An 18,048-nucleotide genomic window follows, 5' to 3' on the forward strand; every position below is an offset into this window, starting at 1 on the left:
CATGAGACTTGAGGGGAAAACAGCGATTGTCACCGGCGCGGCCTCGGGGTTTGGCGCGGGGATCGCACGGCGCTTCGCGGCCGAGGGCGCCGAGGTGATGATCGCCGACATGAACTACACCGCCGCCCGCGCGCTGGCCGACGAGATCGGCGGGCTGGCCTGCGAGGTGGATGTGAGCCGCGACGGCTCGGTCACCGAGATGGCGCGGCTGGCCAGCACGACCTGGGGACGGGTCGATATTCTGGTGAACAACGCCGGAACCACCCACCTGCCCGCCTTCATGGAAGAGGTCAGCGAGGCCGAATTCGACCGGGTTTTTGCGGTGAATGCGAAATCGGTCTATCTGACCGCGCGCCATATCGTGCCGATGATGAAGGCGGCCGAGCGCGGCGCCATCCTGAACGTGGCCTCGACCGCCGGGGTCAGTCCGCGCCCGCGGCTGAACTGGTATAATGCGTCGAAAGGCTGGATGATCACCGCCACGCGGGCGATGGCGGTGGAACTCGCGCCCTTCGGGGTGCGGGTCAATGCGATCAACCCGGTTGCGGGCGAAACGCCGCTTTTGAAAAGCTTCATGGGCGAAGACACGCCCGAGGTGCGCGCCAGGTTTCTGGCGACGATCCCGCTGGGGCGGTTTTCCACCCCCGAGGATATGGCCAACGCGGCACTGTTCCTGTGTTCGGACGAGGCGGCGATGGTGACCGGCGTCGCGATGGAAGTGGACGGCGGGCGCTGTATCTGAGCCGCCCGGGGGTTTCACACCCCCGGACCCCCGTGGGATATTTGAGCCAAAGTGAAAGGCCAAAGGAAAGGGAGACCGATGCGCGCCGGACCAAGAAACCTGATTACCGACGTCGCGGGGCTGGTGGTGGGCAATGCCCAAGACGCAGCGCTGCGGTCTGGCTGCACCGTTCTGACGGCGGATCGCCCCTTCGTGGCCGCGGTGCATGTGATGGGCGGTGCGCCCGGCACCCGCGAGACCGATCTGCTGGCGCCCGACAAGCTGGTGCAGGAAGTGGACGCGCTGGTGCTGTCGGGCGGATCGGCCTTCGGGCTGGATGCGGCAGGCGGCGTGGCGGACGGCTTACGCGCCGCGGGACGGGGCTTTGCCGTGGGGGATATTCGGGTGCCGATCGTGCCCGGTGCGATCCTGTTCGATCTGCTCAACGGCGGCGACAAGGGCTGGTCTGTAAACCCCTATGGCGCCTTGGGACGCGCGGCGCTGGCGCAGGCGGGGCCCGCGTTCGAAATCGGCACGGCCGGCGCAGGCTATGGCGCGATGACCGGCACGCTGAAGGGGGGCTTGGGCTCTGCCTCGGCGGTGCTGGACAATGGCATCACCGTGGGGGCGCTGGTGGCGGTGAATGCCCTGGGATCGGCCTGCGTGGGCGATGGCGCGGAATTCTGGGCCGCGCCCTGGGAGCTGGGCACTGAGTTTGGCGGTCTGGGGGCCGCGCGCGCCTATCCCGCCGGGGCCGAGCCTGCGCCGATGAAGCGGATGGGCGAGGCCACAACGATTGCCATCGTCGCCACCGATGCCGCGCTGACCCAGGCGCAGGCCACGCGCATGGCCGTGGCCGCGCATGACGGGATGGCGCGCGCCCTGGTGCCGAGCCACACGCCCTTTGACGGCGATCTGGTCTTTGCCGCGGCCACCGGCGCGCGCGCCCTGCCCGCCCCGGTGGCGGACCCGTTCGTTCTGGGCCATGCCGCGGCCGCGTGTCTGGCGCGCGCGATCGCCCGCGCGATCCATGCCGCGCAGCCCATGCCCGGCGATCTGCAACCCTGCTGGCAGGCGCGCTTCGGCGCCTGATCTGCCAGATTGGCAAGGCGATGCGCCGCTTCGGCAAATGACGCGCCCTGCGCTGACCATTCGGGCGGATGGACAAGCCCGCCGCCGCGTGCTTCCCTTCGGGAATGCCCAAACCCCGGGAGGATGACCCATGCTCGACACCACTACCGATCTGAAATCGCTGCTCAAGGACCCGAGCCTGCTTGAAACCCGCGCCTTCGTGGCGGGCGAGTGGGTCGAAGCCGATGACGGCGCGCGCTTTGACGTGACCAACCCCGCCCGGGGCGATGTGATCTGCTCGGTCCCCGATCTGGGCCGCGCCGAGACCGCCCGCGCCATCGCCGCCGCACAAGAGGCGATGAAAGACTGGGCCGCGCGTACCGGCAAGGAACGCGCGCAGGTCCTGCGCAAGTGGTTCGACCTGATGATGGCCAACCAGGACGATCTGGGCGCGATCCTGACCGCCGAGATGGGCAAGCCGCTGCCCGAAGCAAAGGGCGAGATCGCCTATGGCGCAAGCTTCATCGAATGGTTCGGCGAAGAGGCCAAGCGGATTTACGGCGAAACCATCCCCGGCCACATGCGCGACAAGCGCATTCAGGTGATCAAGCAGCCGATCGGCGTTGTCGGCTCGATCACGCCGTGGAACTTCCCCAATGCGATGATCACCCGCAAATGCGGCCCGGCGCTGGCGGTGGGCTGTGGCTTCGTCGCGCGCCCCGCTTCGGAAACGCCGCTCTCGGCGCTGGCGCTGGCGGTGCTGGGCGAACGCGCGGGCCTGCCGAAGGGGATTTTCTCGGTCATCACCTCGACCAAGGCCTCGGACATCGGCAAGGAATTCTGCGAAAACCACGCGGTGCGCAAGCTGACCTTCACCGGTAGCACCGAGGTCGGCCGCATCCTGATGCGTCAGGCCGCCGATCAGGTGATGAAATGCTCGATGGAGCTGGGCGGCAACGCGCCCTTCATCGTGTTCGACGATGCCGATCTGGATGCGGCGGTCGACGGCGCGATGATGTCGAAGTTCCGCAACAACGGTCAGACCTGCGTCTGCGCCAACCGGATCTATGTGCAGGCCGGGGTCTACGATGCCTTCGCCGAGAAACTGGCTGCGGCGGTTGCCAAGCTGAACATCGGCGACGGGCTGAACGAAGGGGTCACCACCGGCCCGCTGATTTCGGACAAGGCCGTGGCCAAGGTCGAAGAGCACATCGCCGATGTGGTCAAGGGCGGCGGCAAGGTGGTGACCGGCGGCAAACGCCATGACCTGGGCGGCACCTTCTTCCAGCCGACCGTGCTGACCGGGGTCACGCAGGACATGAAGGTCGCGACCGACGAAACCTTCGGCCCCGTCGCGCCGCTGTTCAAATTCGACACCGAGGAAGAGGTGATCGCCAAGGCGAATGCCACGATCTTCGGTCTGGCCAGCTATTTCTACGCCCGCGACATCGGCCGGATTACCCGCGTTCAGGAAGGGCTGGAATATGGCATCGTCGGCGTGAACACCGGCATCATCTCGACCGAGGTGGCGCCTTTCGGCGGGGTGAAGCAGTCGGGTCTGGGCCGCGAAGGCAGCCACCATGGCACCGAAGATTACCTGGAAATGAAATACATCTGCCTGTCGATCTAAGACGGCGGGCGGGGGCCACCCCGCCTTCCACGACAGGGACGCCCATGAAAAAGGCCGCGCAAAGCGCGGCCTTTTTGTCCCCTGGACGGGATCTTACTTGTCGTCTTCGTCGTCCTCGTCATCCCCACCGCTGAGGTTGAAGAAGCTGTCGGCATCCGAGAAGTCGCGCGGATCGGCCTTCTCTTCGTCCTGAGTGAGCGAGAAATTCTCCAGCCCGGCGATCGACGAGGGCAGCCGCGGCTCGGGCGCCATGCCCAGCGACTGCTCGGTCGAGACCAGCTTGCGACGCTCGTCATCGCTCATCAGCCCGCCCTCGGCGGCCTTCTTCTTGGCGGCTTTCTGCACTTCGCTGTCCAGTTCGGACTGACGGCACAGGCCAAGCGCGACCGGGTCGATCGCCGTCATGTTCTGGATGTTCCAGTGCGTGCGCTCGCGGATCGAGGCGATCGTCGGTTTGGTCGTGCCCACCAGACGCGCGATCTGCGCATCGGCCAGTTCCGGGTGGAACTTGACCAGCCACAGGATCGCGTTCGGGCGGTCCTGACGTTTCGACAGCGGGGTGTAGCGCGGGCCACGACGCTTGTCTTCGCCCACCGAGGCCGCGTTGAACTTCAGGCGCAGCTTGTACATCGGATCGGCTTCGCCCTTCTCGATCTCTTTCGGATCCAGCTGGCTCGAGGCCACCGGGTCGAAACCCTTCACGCCCACGGCCACGTCGCCGTCGGCAATGCCCTGAACCTCCAACTCGTGCATGCCGCAGAAATCCGCGATCTGCTTGAAGGTCAGCGTCGTATTGTCCACCAGCCACACGGCGGTCGCCTTGGCCATCAGGGGCTTGTTCGTCATCGGAGCCATCCTTTACAAATCTCTCCCGGGCCGTGAAATCGGCTGCGGTCGGGTGCTTCCCGTGACCGCGGTCCATTTCTGGGGGGAATTGCGCCCGTATATAGTGCCGAATCCGGCCGGAGGAAAGAGAAAATGAGACTTTCAGCCCTTGCCGCCCTGCTGTGCCTGGCCAACCCTGTCTGGGCCGAGGGCGAACGGGCGGGGGATTTCGACTATTACGTCCTGTCCCTGTCCTGGTCGCCCGGCTGGTGCGCCACCGATGGCGCGGGCCGCAATGCCCGACAGTGCGACCCGCAGGCCGACGCCGCCTTCGTGCTGCACGGGCTTTGGCCGCAATATGAACGCGGCTATCCCAGCTATTGCTACACGACCGCGCGCGATCCCTCGCGCATGCAATCGGCCGCGATGGAAGACATCATGGGATCGGATGGCGCAGCCTGGTATCAGTGGAAAAAACACGGGCGCTGCGCAGGGATGTCGGCCCGCGACTACTACGCCACGGCCCGCGCGGCCTTTGCCAGCATCGACATCCCTGATGTGTTCGAGACCCTGAACAAGGATGTGAAACTGCCTGCCTCGGTCGTCGAAGAGGCATTTCTGGAGGCCAACCCCGGGCTGCGCCGCGAGATGATCACCATCACCTGCGATCAGGGGCGCATTCAGGAAGCGCGGATCTGCCTGAGCAAGGGTCTGACACCGCGCAAATGCGGCCCCGACGTGATCCGCGATTGCACGATGCGCGACGCGCTGATGGAACGGGTGCGCTGATCCTGCGCGCGGCGGGGGCTGCCTGCCCCCGCACCCCCGGGAGTATTTTTGCCAAGAAGAAAAGGGGGCTTCTTCTTGGTCCAAATACTCATCCGCGGCCCAGATCCAGCACGATCTTGCCGATATGGGCGCTGGTTTCCATCCGGGCATGCGCGGCCGCAGCCTCGGTCAGCGGATAAGTGCTGTCGATGATCGGACGCAGCTTGCCGGCGGCGATCATCGGCCAGACCCTTTCGCGCAGCTGGCGCGCGATTTCGGCTTTGGCGGCATCCGATTGCGGGCGCAGCGTGGCGCCGGTGATCGTCAGGCGGCGCAGCATGACCTGGGCGAAATTGATTTCGGCCTTCGGGCCTTCGAGGAAGGCGATGAAGACCATCCGGCCATCGTCGGCCAGTGCCTTGATATTGCGTGCGATATAGCTGCCGCCGACCATGTCGAGGATCAGATCGGCGCCGCCTTCGGCGCGCAGGACATCGACGAAATCCGCCTCGCGATAGTTGATCGCGGTGGCGCCCAGCGCCGTGCAGGCGGCGCATTTCTCGGCCGAGCCGGCGGTGGCAAAGACCCGTGCGCCCAGCGCCCGCGCGATCTGGATCGCGGTTGTGCCGATGCCGCTTGATCCGCCATGCACCAGGAATTTCTCGCCCGCTTTCAGCCCGCCGCGCATCACGATATTGGACCAGACCGTGAAGCAGGTTTCGGGCAGGCAGGCGGCGGATTTCAGATCCATCCCTTCGGGCACCGGCAGGGCATGGGCCGCCGGGCAGGTAGCATATTCGGCATAGCCGCCCCCGGGCAAAAGCGCGCAGACCGCATCGCCCACCGCCCAGCCCGACACCCCAGGCCCCAGCGCCGCCACCCGGCCCGCGCATTCCAGCCCCGGCAGATCGGAGGCACCGGGAGGCGCCTTGTAGGCGCCTGCGCGCTGCAGCGCATCGGGCCGGTTCACGCCGGCATAAGCGATCTCGATCAGGATCTCGCCCTGACCCGGCACAGGGACCGCGCGGGTGGCGGGGCGCAGCACTTCGGGCCCGCCGGGCGTGCTGATTTCGATGGCGGTCATCTGCAAGGGCAGGGTCATTGCGTCTCTCCCATTCGGCCGGGCATCGGCCTGTCCTGCGGGGCCTGCACCGCGCCCAGCATGTCCTTCACGAAGGGCAGTTTCATCAGCTTGCCCTTCACCTTCTCGAATTGCATCACGTCCCCGATCCGGCGATCGAGGAATTCCCAGCTTTGCGCGTGCCCCTCGCTGTCGTCGCCCATCCAGAACAGCACAACCGCCGAATAGACCCCCGAGAGCGTCAGGCGTTTGGAATACCAGTTGTAATCGGTGCTGCTGTCGCCCAGCACGGTCCAGATCCGGTCGGCGGTGCCCCAGATCAGCTTGCTGCCGGTGGCGGCGTTCTGCGGCAGCGCAAAGACCGCGGCCCCGCGGCGCACCAGTTCTGGGTCGGCCGCCTGCAGACGCAGCCGCACTGCAGTGGCGATCTTGTCGCGGAATTTCATCCCCTCCAGATCCGCCTCGGCCAGCGCCGCCTCCATCGCGGCATCGCCCGCGCGATGATAGGCCACGGCCAGATCCAGCGCACCGCGCGGGCAGACCAGCCGTGCCAGCGCCGGATCAAGCCCCAGATCGGCCACGGCGGCGGCAAAGGCGGGGTCGGACCAGCCGTCGAAAGGCACATGCGGCGTGATCGCCGACAGCAGTTCGGCCTTCATCCGATCCACATCCAAATGGTCGTTTTTCATGGCGTTTTCCTTCGCGTGCGGCAGTAGACAAGTGGCCCAGCCTTTGCTATATGGCCGCTTCCTGCAATCTGATGCAACTCTAACTTAGGAAGGTGGTGACACCACATGCAGGTCAGCGTTCGCGACAACAACGTCGAACAGGCGCTTCGTGCTCTGAAGAAGAAACTTCAGCGCGAGGGGGTTTTCCGTGAAATGAAGCTCAAGCAACATTTCGAGAAGCCTTCCGTCAAGAAAGCGCGCGAGAAAGCTGAAGCCGTTCGCCGTGCCCGTAAACTGGCGCGGAAGAAAGCTCAGCGTGAAGGCGCGCTCTAAGCGGCTGGAATTGCTGGCGGATTTATCCGCACCGATCAACCCCCATGGCCCGGCCATCGGGGGTTTTTTGGTCCTCGCAGTTTCGTGAATTGTGCCCCGATCTGAACCGCGACAAGGCTTGCCCATGCCCGATTTCGGCCCTGTCTTTCACCATCTCGGCCTGATCCTGCTCGCGCTTGGGGTGGCGATGCTGGGTCCGGTGGCATTGGATTTCGCGCTGGCCGATCCGAACTGGGCGCAGGTCTTCGAGGCCGCGATCGAGACGATTCTGTTCGGCGCGCTCTTGGCGCTGGCCAGTGCAAGCGGGCAGCGCAAGGGGCTGACGTTGCAGCAGGCCTACCTGCTGACCGCGGCGATCTGGATCTTCGTGCCCTTCTTCGGCGCGCTGCCCTTCATCCACGGCCGCCCGGACGTGAGCTTCACCGACGCCTATTTCGAGGCGGTCTCGGGGATCACCACCACCGGCTACACCGTCTTTTCCGGGCTGGAGGATCTGCCGAAATCGGTGGTGCTGTGGCGCGGCATGCTGAACTGGATGGGGGGGCTGGGCATCGCCTTCGTCGCGATGATCTTCCTGCCGGTGATGCGGATCGGCGGCATGCGCTATTTCCAGACCGAGGGCTTCGACACGCTGGGCAAGGTTCTGCCGCGCGCGGGCGACATCGCGATCTCGCTGCTGCAGGTCTATGCCGGGCTGACGGTTCTATGCGCGCTGGTGTTCACGCTGTGCGGCATGTCGATCCTGGATGCGGTGATCCACGCGATGGCGGCGATCGCAACGGGCGGATTTGGCACCTATGACGCGAATTTCGCAGTCTGGTCGCCCGCCGCGCAATATGCCGGCACGGTGTTCATGCTGCTGGGGGCAATGCCTTACATCCGCTTCTTCCAGTTGCTGCACGGCCAGCCCGTGCCGCTGTGGCGCGATCTGCAGGTCCGCGCCTTCCTGCGCTGGTATGGCTATTTCTGCGCGGTGATGATCCTTTATCGACTGTCGCGGGAATCCCTGCCGGTCGAGCAGATCCTGCGCGAGACCACGTTCAACTTCGCCTCGCTGCTGACCGGCACCGGGTTCGGCGTGAGCGCGGTGGAGCCGTGGGGCGCATTCGCGATGGTGATGGCGTTTCTGGTCGGCATGGTGGGCGGTTGCACCGGGTCCAGTTCGGGGGCGCTGTCAGTGTTTCGCGTGCAGGCCACGCTGGCCGCAATCCGCGCTGCCGTGTTGCAGTTGCACGCGCCCCACCGGATCGTGCCGCCCCGCTATGGCGGCACCGCGCTGGACGAAACCACGCTGGGTCCGCTGATGCTGCATGTTTCGGGCTATATCCTGACGCTGGGCGTTTTGTCGGTGGCGCTGTCGATGACCGGGGTCGATTTCACCTCGTCGCTGTTTGCGATCTGGGGCTGTCTGGGCAATATCGGCTTCGGCGTCGGGCCGCTTGTGGCACGCACCGGCACGATGATCGACTTCAACGATCTGGCCACTTGGCTGATGACGCTGGCGATGCTGCTGGGGCGGCTGGGACTTCTGGCGATCCTGGTGCTGGTGATGCCGCGGTTCTGGCGCGACTAGACCGGCAGCGCCGTTGTCTTGAACACGGTGCGCAGCGCGAAACTCGACTGCATGCCCTGCACGCCGGGCAGCCGCGCCAGTTTCGCGCGGTGGATGCGGGCGAAATCCTCGGTATCTTCGGCCACCACTTTCAGCAGGTAATCGGCCGAGCCCGCCATCAGGTGACATTCCAGCACATCGGGGATCTTCTTGACCTCGCGCTCAAAGGCCTCCAACACCTCGTCGGCCTGCCCCGACAGGGTGATTTCCACGAAAACCGTGGTCGGGCGGCCCAGTTTGCGCGCATCCAGCAGCGCCACATAATCCCGGATATAGCCGTCTTCTTCCAACCGCTGCACCCGGCGGTGGCAGGCCGAGGCCGACAGGTTCACCCGTTCGGACAATTCGGCATTCGACATCCGGCCCTGCTTTTGCAGCACGGTCAGGATGCGGCGATCTGTGGCGTCAAGTGTCATTTCTACGCAAGTTTCTTCGCTGTTTTTGGTTCTTGATCGAAGATATGCGTGGATATTCCGCAAAATGGCAATCGGATTTCAACACATTTGCAGCCGAAGGCGCGCAGACTGGGGCGATAAAGGGATTTCTGGATCGAGGAGGAGACCAGATGAAAATCGGATGCGTGCGCGAAATCAAGGCGCAGGAGTTCCGGGTCGGCATCACGCCCGCCGCCGCACAAGAGGCGGTGGCGCGCGGCCATCAGGTGCTGATCGAGGCCGGCGCAGGCGTGGGATCGGGATTTTCGGACGAGGATTATACCGCCGCAGGGGCACAGATTGCGCCCGATGCGGCCGCCGTCTTTGCCGAAGCCGAGATGGTGGTGAAGGTCAAGGAACCGCAGGCCGCGGAACGCGCGATGCTGCGCAAGGGGCAGGTTCTGTTCACCTATCTGCATCTGGCGCCCGATCCGGCACAGACGCGCGACCTGATCGCCTCGGGGGCGACCTGCATCGCCTATGAAACCGTGACCGACCGCAACGGGGGGCTGCCGCTGCTGGCGCCGATGTCCGAGGTGGCGGGCCGGCTGGCGCCGCAGGTCGGGGCCTGGGCGCTGCAAAAGGCCAATGGCGGGCGCGGTGTGCTGATGGGCGGGGTGCCGGGCGTGCGGCCCGCCAATGTCGTCGTGATCGGCGGCGGCGTGGTGGGCACGGCGGCCGCGCGGGTGGCCAGCGGCATGGGCGCGAATGTGACGGTGCTGGATCGTTCGGTCGCGCGACTCAGCTATCTGGACGACATCTTCATGGGCCGCCTGACCACCCAGTATTCCGAGCGCAGAGCCACCGCCCAACTGGTGACCGAGGCCGACATGGTAATCGGCGCCGTGCTGATCCCGGGGGCCGCCGCGCCCAAACTGGTGACGCGCGAGATGCTGGCCACGATGAAACCCGGCGCCGTTCTGGTGGATGTGGCGATCGACCAGGGCGGTTGCTTTGAAACCTCGCGCGCCACGACCCACGAAAACCCGATCTACGAGGTCGATGGCATCATCCATTACTGCGTCGCCAACATGCCGGGCGCGGCCGCCCGCACCGCCACACAGGCCCTGGGCAATGCCACCCTGCCCTTCCTGCTGGCGCTGGCCGACAAGGGCTGGAAGAAGGCCTGCGCCGACGATCCGCATCTGTTGAACGGGCTGAACGTGCATGCGGGCCAGATCACCTATCCGGCGGTGGGCCAGGCGCTGAACCTGCCCTATATCACCGGCACCGACGCGCTGGCGCTGTAATCAAACGGCCCGGTCTTGCGACCGGGCCTTTCCACCTGCCGTGCGGCTTATTTCTTCAGCGCGTCGCGGATTTCCAGCAAAACGTCCAGCTCGCTCGGACCCGCAGGCGCGGCGGGCGCCTCTTCGGCCGGGGTTTCGGCCGCTTCCTCGACCCGGTTCACCAGCTTGACCAGCAAGAACACGACAAAGGCGATAATCAGGAAATTGATGACCGCCGTGATGAACGCGCCATAGGCGAAGACGGGCGCGCCCGCTTCACGGGCGGCGGCCAGCGAGGCGAATTCACCCTCGCCCAGGTTCACGAACAGATTCGAAAAATCGATCCCGCCGGTGATGACGCCGATGATCGGGTTGATCAGATCGGACACCAGTGACGTCACGATCGCGGTGAAGGGGCGTTGTTGCAGAAGTCTGGCCGCGAAGGATTCCCATCACGAATCCATCCGGTTAGACGGGCGTCATGAACAAGCCCAAGCCCGCCCGCTACCGCACGACGAACTGGTCCGCCTACAACGCTGCGCTGACGAAGCGCGGGTCTCTGCTGATCTGGCTGGACAAGGAGATGGCTTGGCACGCGCCGCATGAGGGCCGCCCCGGACGCCCGCCAGTCTTCTCGGATGCGGCGATCCAGTTCTGCCTGTCGATCAAGGTGCTATTCAAGCTGCCGCTCAGGCAGACAGCCGGGATGGTCGCCAGCCTCCTGCGCCTTGCCGGGCTGGACTGGCCCGTTCCAGACTTCTCCACGCTGTGCCGCCGGCAGAAGACTCTTAAGGTGCAGATCCCCTATCGCCGTGCCGGCGGGCCGCTGAACCTGCTGGTGGACAGCACCGGCATCAAGTTCCTCGGCGATGGCGAGTGGCAGGCCCGGAAGCACGCTGCGCAAGGCCGTCGCCAATGGCGCAAGGTCCATCTGGCCATGGACACCGCCACTTCCGACATCCGCGCGGTCGAGTTTACCCCCAGCCGGGAAGGCGACAGCCCCGTCCTGCCAGACCTGCTGGACCAGATCCCGGACGACGAAGACATCGGCACCGTGACCGCAGACGGCGCCTACGACACCCGCCGCTGCCATAGCGCCATCATCGCACACGGTGGCACTGCGATCATCCCTATCCGCAAGAACGGTCGGCCATGGAAAGACGACTGCCCAGCTGCCCGGGCGCGCAACGAAACCCTGCGCGCCACACGTCACTATGGCAGGGCGTTCTGGAAGCGGTGGACCGGATACCATATCCGCAGCCGCGCCGAGGCCAGGATGCGATGCCTGAAGGCCTTCGGCGAGCGCATCGCCGCCAGAGACCCCGACCGCCAGACTGCCGAAATCCACATCCGCGTCGCCCTCATGAACCGCTTCAACGCCCTCGGCACCGCCGAGATCGTACGCGCCGGCTAACGCCTATGGGGAAAGGGGACCTCAAGCCTCAGGACGCCGTTCTGCAACAACGCCCGGTGAAGGCCGCCCCGATGATAATGCCGACTGCCATGTCCATGACATTGCCCTTGGCGATGAAATTCTTGAACTCGTTGATCATTGTCTGTCCCCTGATTAAGTCCGCAAAACTGCATATGCGTCAGTGCAGCGATTAACACATTCTTTGCCTTCTCGCATCTTTTGCTTGGGGGGATTTTCTGCTCTGTTTCCCCCCGAAAACAGGAGCGACCCATGAGCGATCTGAACACCTTTCCGATCACCCGCCGCTGGCCCGCCGCCGATCCGTCGGTGATCCAGCTTTATTCGCTGCCCACCCCCAACGGGGTGAAGGTGTCGATCATGCTTGAAGAGGTCGGGCTTGCCTACGAGCCGCATCTGGTGCGGTTCGACACAAACGACCAGATGACGCCCGAATTCCTGTCGCTCAACCCCAATAACAAGATCCCGGCGATCATTGATCCGAACGGGCCGGATGGGCGGCCACTGGCGCTGTTCGAAAGCGGCGCGATCCTGATTTATCTGGCGGAAAAAACCGGGCAGCTTCTGCCGCAGGCCAATCGCTACGAAGTGCTGCAATGGCTGATGTTCCAGATGGGCGGCATCGGGCCGATGTTCGGTCAGCTCGGATTTTTCCACAGCTTTGCCGGCAAAGAGATCGAAGATCCCCGCCCGAAGGAACGCTACCGCGCCGAAGTGGCGCGGCTGCTGCAGGTGCTTGATGGGGCGCTGACGGGGCGCGAATGGATCGCGGGCGCCTATTCCATTGCCGACATCGCGATTGCGCCCTGGCTGCGCACGCTGCGTGATTTTTACAAGGCAGGCGATATTACCGGCTGGGACGATTTGGGCGCCGTGCCCGCCTATCTGGATCGTTTTCTGGCCCGTCCGGCAGTGGCGCGTGGGCTGACCATCCCGAAGCGCGACTGAGCCCAGGGGTGGGTCAACCGCGCATCGCCGCGCCCGTGCGGGCCGCCAGCCGGGTGGCGAGCCAGGCAGTCCAGCCTTCGGGCTGGGTGAAGTGGTAATTCTGTTCCTCCGGCACCGGGATCGGCGCGCCCGCGATACGGGCCCGCGCCTCGGCACGCGCGGCAAGAACGATGTCCTCGGGGCTGCGCGCCAGGGCCGCGCAGGCCAGTTCGACCGCCTCTTCCCGGCTCAGCGCGGGGTCGAACAGGTCGGCCTCCTGCAAGGGGTTGGCAACAAACCCGCGCAGCCGCTTTTGCGCCGCCCTGATCCGGGCGCAGGCCTCATCGCGCTGATCGGCGCGAAAGGCGGCCTCCAGCGGGCGGGTTTCCTCGAAAGACGCGAGTTCCTCGCCCAGCCCCTCGCGCGCCGCCTGCAATTCGGCCGCAACCGCATCGCTTTGCACAGACATCTCGGCGTCGCAGGCCGCGATCATCTCGCGCAGTGCCACGATGCGGTTGTCGGCAATTGCTTCTGCCGCCTCGCAAAAGGCCAGATCGCGCGCCGCACGACCGATTTCATCCATGGCCGATTCCAGCGGAAACAACGCGCCGATGGGGCGTGCGCTGGCAAAGATCTGACCGGCCCGGGTCCAGGTAATGTCTTGAAGCATGGTGAACATCCCGCGATTTGCTGATGCGGGAAGATTGTCACAACAGGGTGAACAAGGCGTGAACGAAACGCGCATATGTTCTTATTTCGTTCATGTCGGGCAGCCTTGGCCGCCCGCGAGAACAGATTTAGAACAGATCAGGCCGGCTGACGCAGGATCTTGCACAGCGGATCGAACAACTCGGCATTGCCCGCGATCACCGCGCCCGATTCGAGGATATCGCGGCCTTCGCGCACCGGGCCGACAAAACCGCCCGCCTCTTTCACCAGAATCAGCCCGGCAGCCATATCCCAGGGCTGAATGCCCCGCTCCCAATAGCCGTCGTAGCGGCCCGCGGCGACATAGGCCAGATCCAGCGCCGCCGAACCGAAGCGGCGCACACCGGCGCACACCGGCATCAAACGGGCCAGATCCTGCAGCGTCGCGGGCAAGGTCGACTTGCCGCCGAAGGGCACGCCGGTGGCGAAGATCGCCTCGATCATGTTGCGACGGCCCGACACACGCAGACGGCTTTCGTTGACGAAAGCGCCAAGGCCCTTTTCGGCGTAATAAAGTTCGTCCTTGGCCGCGTCGAACACCACACCGGCGACCACTTCGCCCTTGTGTTCCAGCGCAATCGACACCGCCCAATGCGGCAGGCCGTGCAGGAAGTTCGTCGTGCCGTCCAGCGGGTCGACGATCCAGCGGCGCGTCGGGTCTTCGCCCGCGGCCTCGCCGGTTTCCTCGCCCAGCCAGCCATAGGAGGGACGCGCCCCGCGCAGCTCTTCCTTGATGATCCGCTCGGCCTCGCGATCGGCCTTCGACACGAAGTCGCCCGGCCCCTTGGACGAAACCTGCAGGTTCTCGACCTCGCGGAAATCCTTCACGAGCGCGCGACCGGCCTTGCGGGCCGCTTTGATCATCAGGTTGAGGTTTGCGCTGCCTTGCATGCGATGCTCCTTCGGTTCAAGCGCTGCCTATACGCGGGCGGGCGCAGGATTCCAAGGGGTTTGGCACGCCAAACGCCCCGCAGGACGGCAGGTCAGGCACGTTGCAGCTTGACCGGCTCTGTCCGGGCCAGCCGCAGGAAATGCGCCATGAACGGCTCGGTCACGTCTTCGGTCCGGGTCGCGGCATACAGGCGCTTGGTCAGCCCGTGTTCGGTCACCGGCCGGGTGATGTAATCGGGCTGATATTTCACCTCGCGCAGCACCCAGTCGGGCAACACCGCCACCCCGCGCCCCGAGGCCACCAGCATCAGGATCACCGTCGTCAGTTCGACCTGCCGATGCGCGCGCGGTTCAACCCGCGCAGGCGTCAGCAGCTGCGAAAACACGTCCGAGCGCGCCCGGTCCACCGGATAGGTTATCAGCGTCTGATCGGCAAAATCCTCGGCCACGACAAAGGGCTTTTGCGCCAGCGGGCTGGTCGACGCCGCAATGAAGGTCGGCGAATAGTCGAACAGCGGGTTGAAGGTGATGCCTTCCAGCGTTTCGGGGTCGGACGAGATCACCAGATCGACCTCTTCCCGCGCCAGCGCGGCCAGCGCGGTGAAGGCCAGACCGGGGCGGATGTCGATGTCGATGTCGGGCCAGGCGCGGCGGAACTGTTCCAGCACCGGGAACAGCCAGTCGAAACAGGCGTGGCATTCGATCGCGATGTGCAGCCGCCCGGCGCGACCCTGACGCAGGGCGTCGAATTCCTCTTCCATCGCCTCGATCTCGGGCAGGATGCGTTCGGCCAGCCGCAGCAGCTTCATCCCGGCCGCCGACAGTTTCAGCGGTTTCGACCGGCGCACGAACAGTTCCACCCCGGCCTGATCCTCCAACCCCTTGACCTGATGGGACAATGCGCTTTGAGTGATATGCAGGACATCCGCAGCCCGCGCCAGACCACCCGCATCGTGAATGGCCTTGATCGTGCGCAGGTGGCGAAATTCGATGTGCATCTTGCGGGCAAACTCATAACAATCTTGAGGATTATGAATTTGTCTCACATTCGAGAATCTGGCACAAGGGGGCAAGCCAAGAGGACAGCACCATGACCACGCCGAATGTTTCCTTCGAATTCTTCCCGCCGCAGTCGCTCGACGCGTCGTTCCGGCTGTGGGAAACGGCGCAGGTGCTGGCGCCGTTGAAGCCCGGCTTCGTGTCGGTGACCTATGGTGCCGGCGGCACCACGCGCAAGCTGACCCACGAGGCGGTCGCGACGATCCACAAGCACTATGGCCTGAACGTCGCCGCGCATCTGACCTGTGTCGATGCGACCCGCGCCGAAACGATGGAGATCGTCAATTCCTATGCCGAGGTCGGCGTGACCGAGATCGTGGCGCTGCGGGGCGACCCGCCGAAAGGCGCCGCGCGGTTCACGCCCCATCCCGAAGGCTTTGCCAGCTCGGTCGAACTGATCGAGGCGCTGGCCGAAGACGGGCGCTTCACCATCCGCTGCGGCGCCTATCCCGAACCGCACCCCGAAGCGGCCGACGCGCTGGCCGATGTGCGCTGGCTGAAACGCAAATGCGATGCGGGCGCGACCAGCGCGATCACGCAGTTCTTCTTCGAGGCAGACACGTTCTTCCGGTTCCGCGATGCCTGCGTGAAGGAAGGGATCACCGCCAAGATCATTCCGGGCATCCTGCCGATCCAGTCGTGGAAAGGCGCCAAGAACTTCGCGCAGCGCTGCGGCACCTCGGTCCCGGCCTGGGTCGAAGAGGCGTTCACGGCGGCCGTGCGCGACGACCGCGAGCAATTGCTGGCCACCGCGCTATGCACCGAACTGTGCGACAAGCTGATCGAGGGCGGGGTCGAAGACCTGCATTTCTACACGCTCAACCGCCCGCAGATGACCCGCGACGTGTGCCACGCGCTTGGCATCACCCCGGATGCGGTGCTGGAAAACGTCGCCTGAGGGCGCCGCGGCACGCGCGCCCTGCCGTCGAATGCGTATTTGATCCAAGAAGAAGGGGGCTGCGGCCTCCTTTTTCGTGACGCTACGGAACTTGGCCTCCCCCTTTCCCTGCCCTGCCGTAGCGTTAATCTGCGCCAAAAGGGAGAGACAGATGGCCGAACAGAAATTCGCCGAAAGCCCCGCCGATTTCCTGCCGCTCGAGGCGTTGCAGCAGATGTCGGGGCTTGAATACATGCAGAAGATGCTGACGGGCGAAGTGCCCTCGACCACGCTGGCGCAGGTGACGAATTATCGCGTCACCAAGGCCGAGGCGGGCCGCGTCGAAGTCACCGGCACCCCGCAATTCGCCCATACCAACGCCTTTGGCGGCGTGCATGGCGGCTGGTATGGGGTGATCCTGGACACCTGCCTGACCTGCGCGGTGATTTCGGGCCTGCCGCGCGGGCAGTATCAGACCACGCTGGAATACAAGGTCAACATGCTGCGCGCGATCCCCGTCGGCACCGAGGTCGTGGGCATCGGCGAGCTGATGCATCTGGGCCGCTCAACCGGGGTCGCCCGGGGCGAGATCCGGGGGGTGGCGGACGGCAAGCTCTATGCCACCGGCTCCGCCACCTGTTTCGTCATGGGCACGCCGCAATAGTTCGGCCCGCCTGTCGCGCCGCGCAAACCAGGGCCGCAAGATCAGGTGCCAGTTGCGCGACGGGCTGAGCGCAGTTTCATGGATACGTTCCGACGCGTCGCGCCCGACAAGGCGCGGCGCGCGCAAAATGAAAAACTTGCCCCAGCGCCGCCAGGAGCCGACAGGCGGTGCCGCCGGGTCGGTCGGGAATGCATCCTGCCAGCCGGGCGGCAGGTCAAGGCCCAGATCCGCGGCGCGCTCCAGCATCCAGACCAGCGGAATATTTGCCAATGGTCGCGCCGCCTCGAACCCGCTCAACTGACCGCCGATGTCGCCATGGCAGCCCCGAAACCAGACCTGTTCGATCCGGGTGGCGCCGGTGCCCTCGCAATCCCAGATCAGCGGTTCCAGCACTGACCGCGTCTCGTCCAGTGCCAGCGCCTGATAGCCATGATGCACCGAGGCGCCCAGATGATGATCGTGAAACCGGTAGCGCGGTTCGCTCAACATCCACAGGAATGGCAGTTGCAGTCCCATCCCGCGCACTGTGTCGAAGGCGCCGACCATTTCGATGCGCACGCTGTCATGGCAGAAGCGCCGGCGGAACACGGCTGCGACGGGCGGTGTCTGCGCCGCCTCGTAATAGCGCCAGGCAAGGCGCGTGTTGCGTTCGGTCGCGGCCTCGGGGCGCAGCAGGCCGACCCGCTCGATCAGCCCGGCCAGCGAGCGCGCGGCAAAGCCGCCGCGGGAATAGCCGATCAGGAAGATCCGGTCCCCCGGACGATAGCGCATCGACAGCCAGCCATAGGCGCGCAGGATCTGCCGATTGACGCCCCACCCCTGCCAGACCTCGGAAAAATCGCGCCAGTCGCGCCATTGCAGACCCTTGCCGTAATAGGTGGAAATCCGCGGATTGGACCGGCGCAGGAACCGCCAGATCAGCCCGATCGAGGTAATCCGCTGACCGTCAAGCGCGCCCATCGTGCCATCCAGCAGCACCACATGATCCACCGGCCCGCGACCGGCACGCGCAACCGGCAGGCCCGCCCCCGGAGCCTTGGCCGTGCGCCGCCGCAGCAGCGCGAAGATGCGCTCCACCAGACCGCGCATCAGCCCGCCGCTTTCCGGCGCAGGGGGGA

General features: G+C 65.3%; 19 protein-coding genes and 2 pseudogenes. 11 read left to right on the forward strand and 10 right to left on the reverse strand.

Annotated elements, in window-relative coordinates:
• The first annotated feature begins 1 nt into the window (after position 1).
• The 3 genes from P2G62_RS04435 (at position 2) to P2G62_RS04445 (ending at position 3,422) form a co-directional block, all read left to right on the forward strand.
• Positions 2–742 carry an SDR family oxidoreductase gene (locus P2G62_RS04435; protein ID WP_275733675.1) on the forward strand — a complete coding sequence of 247 codons (741 nt, stop codon included), beginning with the start codon at positions 2–4 and terminating at the stop codon, positions 740–742.
• 78 nt (positions 743–820) lie between these two features.
• Entirely contained in the window at positions 821–1,813 is a 993-nt protein-coding gene (locus tag P2G62_RS04440) for a P1 family peptidase (protein WP_275733676.1), read from the forward strand.
• Positions 1,814–1,943: 130 nt separating this feature from the next.
• Complete coding sequence (locus P2G62_RS04445; RefSeq protein ID WP_275733677.1) at positions 1,944–3,422, forward strand: NAD-dependent succinate-semialdehyde dehydrogenase; 1,479 nt, start codon at positions 1,944–1,946, stop codon at positions 3,420–3,422.
• 93 nt (positions 3,423–3,515) lie between these two features.
• Here the strand turns inward: P2G62_RS04445 and P2G62_RS04450 are convergent, their stop codons facing one another.
• Complete coding sequence (locus P2G62_RS04450) at positions 3,516–4,268, reverse strand: cell cycle transcriptional regulator TrcR (protein WP_275733678.1); 753 nt, start codon at positions 4,266–4,268, stop codon at positions 3,516–3,518.
• A 132-nt stretch (positions 4,269–4,400) separates the two neighbouring features.
• Between P2G62_RS04450 and P2G62_RS04455 the strand changes: the two genes are divergently transcribed.
• Positions 4,401–5,036 (forward strand): ribonuclease T2, encoded by a 636-nt coding sequence (locus P2G62_RS04455; protein WP_275733679.1) that lies wholly within the window; start codon positions 4,401–4,403, stop codon positions 5,034–5,036.
• Positions 5,037–5,124: 88 nt separating this feature from the next.
• Here the strand turns inward: P2G62_RS04455 and P2G62_RS04460 are convergent, their stop codons facing one another.
• Together P2G62_RS04460 and P2G62_RS04465 are read right to left on the reverse strand one after the other, a co-directional pair.
• The gene (locus tag P2G62_RS04460; protein WP_275733680.1) at positions 5,125–6,117 is read right to left on the reverse strand and encodes an NAD(P)H-quinone oxidoreductase; all 993 of its coding nucleotides are present in this window, start codon (positions 6,115–6,117) and stop codon (positions 5,125–5,127) included.
• Complete coding sequence (locus tag P2G62_RS04465) at positions 6,114–6,785, reverse strand: COQ9 family protein (protein WP_275733681.1); 672 nt, start codon at positions 6,783–6,785, stop codon at positions 6,114–6,116. The genes P2G62_RS04460 and P2G62_RS04465 overlap by 4 nt, the downstream gene beginning before the upstream one ends.
• A 105-nt stretch (positions 6,786–6,890) precedes the next feature.
• Between P2G62_RS04465 and rpsU the strand changes: the two genes are divergently transcribed.
• Together rpsU and P2G62_RS04475 are read left to right on the forward strand one after the other, a co-directional pair.
• On the forward strand, positions 6,891–7,097 hold the full coding sequence (rpsU, locus tag P2G62_RS04470) for a 30S ribosomal protein S21 (protein WP_011748553.1): 207 nt from the start codon (positions 6,891–6,893) through the stop codon (positions 7,095–7,097).
• 124 nt (positions 7,098–7,221) lie between these two features.
• Positions 7,222–8,670 (forward strand): TrkH family potassium uptake protein, encoded by a 1,449-nt coding sequence (locus tag P2G62_RS04475; protein ID WP_275733682.1) that lies wholly within the window; start codon positions 7,222–7,224, stop codon positions 8,668–8,670.
• Here the strand turns inward: P2G62_RS04475 and P2G62_RS04480 are convergent.
• Positions 8,667–9,125, reverse strand: a complete 459-nt coding sequence (locus P2G62_RS04480; RefSeq protein WP_275733683.1) for an Lrp/AsnC family transcriptional regulator — start codon at positions 9,123–9,125, stop codon at positions 8,667–8,669. The two genes, P2G62_RS04475 and P2G62_RS04480, sit on opposite strands and share 4 nt — an antisense overlap.
• 149 nt (positions 9,126–9,274) lie before the next feature.
• Between P2G62_RS04480 and ald the strand changes: the two genes are divergently transcribed.
• A complete protein-coding gene (ald, locus tag P2G62_RS04485; RefSeq protein WP_275733684.1) occupies positions 9,275–10,393 on the forward strand; it encodes an alanine dehydrogenase in 1,119 nt (372 codons plus the stop codon).
• A 47-nt stretch (positions 10,394–10,440) separates the two neighbouring features.
• Here the strand turns inward: ald and mscL are convergent.
• Positions 10,441–10,785: pseudogene (gene mscL / locus P2G62_RS04490) on the reverse strand (large conductance mechanosensitive channel protein MscL); the annotation flags it as partial.
• 68 nt (positions 10,786–10,853) lie between these two features.
• Between mscL and P2G62_RS04495 the strand changes: the two are divergent.
• Positions 10,854–11,786, forward strand: a complete 933-nt coding sequence (locus tag P2G62_RS04495) for an IS5 family transposase (RefSeq protein ID WP_096807325.1) — start codon at positions 10,854–10,856, stop codon at positions 11,784–11,786.
• A gap of 52 nt (positions 11,787–11,838) precedes the next feature.
• Here P2G62_RS04495 and P2G62_RS04500 read toward each other — a convergent pair.
• Positions 11,839–11,925, reverse strand: a pseudogene (locus tag P2G62_RS04500) (MscL family protein); the annotation flags it as partial.
• Positions 11,926–12,056: 131 nt separating this feature from the next.
• Between P2G62_RS04500 and P2G62_RS04505 the strand changes: the two are divergent.
• Entirely contained in the window at positions 12,057–12,752 is a 696-nt protein-coding gene (locus tag P2G62_RS04505; protein WP_275733685.1) for a glutathione S-transferase N-terminal domain-containing protein, read from the forward strand.
• 13 nt (positions 12,753–12,765) lie between these two features.
• Here the strand turns inward: P2G62_RS04505 and P2G62_RS04510 are convergent, their stop codons facing one another.
• The 3 genes from P2G62_RS04510 to P2G62_RS04520 form a co-directional block, all read right to left on the reverse strand.
• Entirely contained in the window at positions 12,766–13,401 is a 636-nt protein-coding gene (locus tag P2G62_RS04510; protein WP_275733686.1) for a hypothetical protein, read from the reverse strand.
• A gap of 137 nt (positions 13,402–13,538) precedes the next feature.
• Positions 13,539–14,330, reverse strand: a complete 792-nt coding sequence (locus tag P2G62_RS04515) for an inositol monophosphatase family protein (RefSeq protein WP_275733687.1) — start codon at positions 14,328–14,330, stop codon at positions 13,539–13,541.
• 92 nt (positions 14,331–14,422) lie between these two features.
• Positions 14,423–15,328 carry a LysR family transcriptional regulator gene (locus P2G62_RS04520; protein WP_275733688.1) on the reverse strand — a complete coding sequence of 302 codons (906 nt, stop codon included), beginning with the start codon at positions 15,326–15,328 and terminating at the stop codon, positions 14,423–14,425.
• 92 nt (positions 15,329–15,420) lie between these two features.
• Between P2G62_RS04520 and metF the strand changes: the two genes are divergently transcribed.
• Both metF and P2G62_RS04530 read left to right on the forward strand, forming a co-directional pair.
• Entirely contained in the window at positions 15,421–16,287 is an 867-nt protein-coding gene (metF, locus tag P2G62_RS04525) for a methylenetetrahydrofolate reductase [NAD(P)H] (RefSeq protein ID WP_275733689.1), read from the forward strand.
• A gap of 151 nt (positions 16,288–16,438) precedes the next feature.
• Positions 16,439–16,930, forward strand: a complete 492-nt coding sequence (locus P2G62_RS04530; protein ID WP_275733690.1) for a PaaI family thioesterase — start codon at positions 16,439–16,441, stop codon at positions 16,928–16,930.
• Here P2G62_RS04530 and P2G62_RS04535 read toward each other — a convergent pair.
• Entirely contained in the window at positions 16,832–18,019 is a 1,188-nt protein-coding gene (locus tag P2G62_RS04535; RefSeq protein ID WP_275733691.1) for a DUF2235 domain-containing protein, read from the reverse strand. The genes P2G62_RS04530 and P2G62_RS04535 overlap by 99 nt on opposite strands.
• Positions 18,020–18,048 lie beyond the last annotated feature (29 nt).

It is taken from the genome of Paenirhodobacter sp. CAU 1674, assembly GCF_029222945.1.
In the GTDB taxonomy this organism is placed as follows: domain Bacteria; phylum Pseudomonadota; class Alphaproteobacteria; order Rhodobacterales; family Rhodobacteraceae; genus Rhodobacter.

Bases quoted from the DNA above. Each gene is read 5' to 3' on its own strand.
- rpsU (WP_011748553.1), top strand. From the start codon at position 6,891: ATGCAGGTCAGCGTTCGCGACAACAACGTCGAACAGGCGCTTCGTGCT.
- P2G62_RS04515 (WP_275733687.1), bottom strand. From the start codon at position 14,330: ATGCAAGGCAGCGCAAACCTCAACCTGATGATCAAAGCGGCCCGCAAG.
- P2G62_RS04520 (WP_275733688.1), bottom strand. From the start codon at position 15,328: ATGCACATCGAATTTCGCCACCTGCGCACGATCAAGGCCATTCACGAT.
- metF (WP_275733689.1), top strand. From the start codon at position 15,421: ATGACCACGCCGAATGTTTCCTTCGAATTCTTCCCGCCGCAGTCGCTC.
- P2G62_RS04505 (WP_275733685.1), top strand. From the start codon at position 12,057: ATGAGCGATCTGAACACCTTTCCGATCACCCGCCGCTGGCCCGCCGCC.
- P2G62_RS04435 (WP_275733675.1), top strand. From the start codon at position 2: ATGAGACTTGAGGGGAAAACAGCGATTGTCACCGGCGCGGCCTCGGGG.
- P2G62_RS04495 (WP_096807325.1), top strand. From the start codon at position 10,854: ATGAACAAGCCCAAGCCCGCCCGCTACCGCACGACGAACTGGTCCGCC.
- P2G62_RS04450 (WP_275733678.1), bottom strand. From the start codon at position 4,268: ATGACGAACAAGCCCCTGATGGCCAAGGCGACCGCCGTGTGGCTGGTG.
- P2G62_RS04460 (WP_275733680.1), bottom strand. From the start codon at position 6,117: ATGACCCTGCCCTTGCAGATGACCGCCATCGAAATCAGCACGCCCGGC.
- P2G62_RS04440 (WP_275733676.1), top strand. From the start codon at position 821: ATGCGCGCCGGACCAAGAAACCTGATTACCGACGTCGCGGGGCTGGTG.
- P2G62_RS04480 (WP_275733683.1), bottom strand. From the start codon at position 9,125: ATGACACTTGACGCCACAGATCGCCGCATCCTGACCGTGCTGCAAAAG.
- P2G62_RS04445 (WP_275733677.1), top strand. From the start codon at position 1,944: ATGCTCGACACCACTACCGATCTGAAATCGCTGCTCAAGGACCCGAGC.
- P2G62_RS04455 (WP_275733679.1), top strand. From the start codon at position 4,401: ATGAGACTTTCAGCCCTTGCCGCCCTGCTGTGCCTGGCCAACCCTGTC.
- P2G62_RS04535 (WP_275733691.1), bottom strand. From the start codon at position 18,019: ATGCGCGGTCTGGTGGAGCGCATCTTCGCGCTGCTGCGGCGGCGCACG.
- P2G62_RS04530 (WP_275733690.1), top strand. From the start codon at position 16,439: ATGGCCGAACAGAAATTCGCCGAAAGCCCCGCCGATTTCCTGCCGCTC.
- P2G62_RS04510 (WP_275733686.1), bottom strand. From the start codon at position 13,401: ATGCTTCAAGACATTACCTGGACCCGGGCCGGTCAGATCTTTGCCAGC.
- P2G62_RS04465 (WP_275733681.1), bottom strand. From the start codon at position 6,785: ATGAAAAACGACCATTTGGATGTGGATCGGATGAAGGCCGAACTGCTG.
- ald (WP_275733684.1), top strand. From the start codon at position 9,275: ATGAAAATCGGATGCGTGCGCGAAATCAAGGCGCAGGAGTTCCGGGTC.
- P2G62_RS04475 (WP_275733682.1), top strand. From the start codon at position 7,222: ATGCCCGATTTCGGCCCTGTCTTTCACCATCTCGGCCTGATCCTGCTC.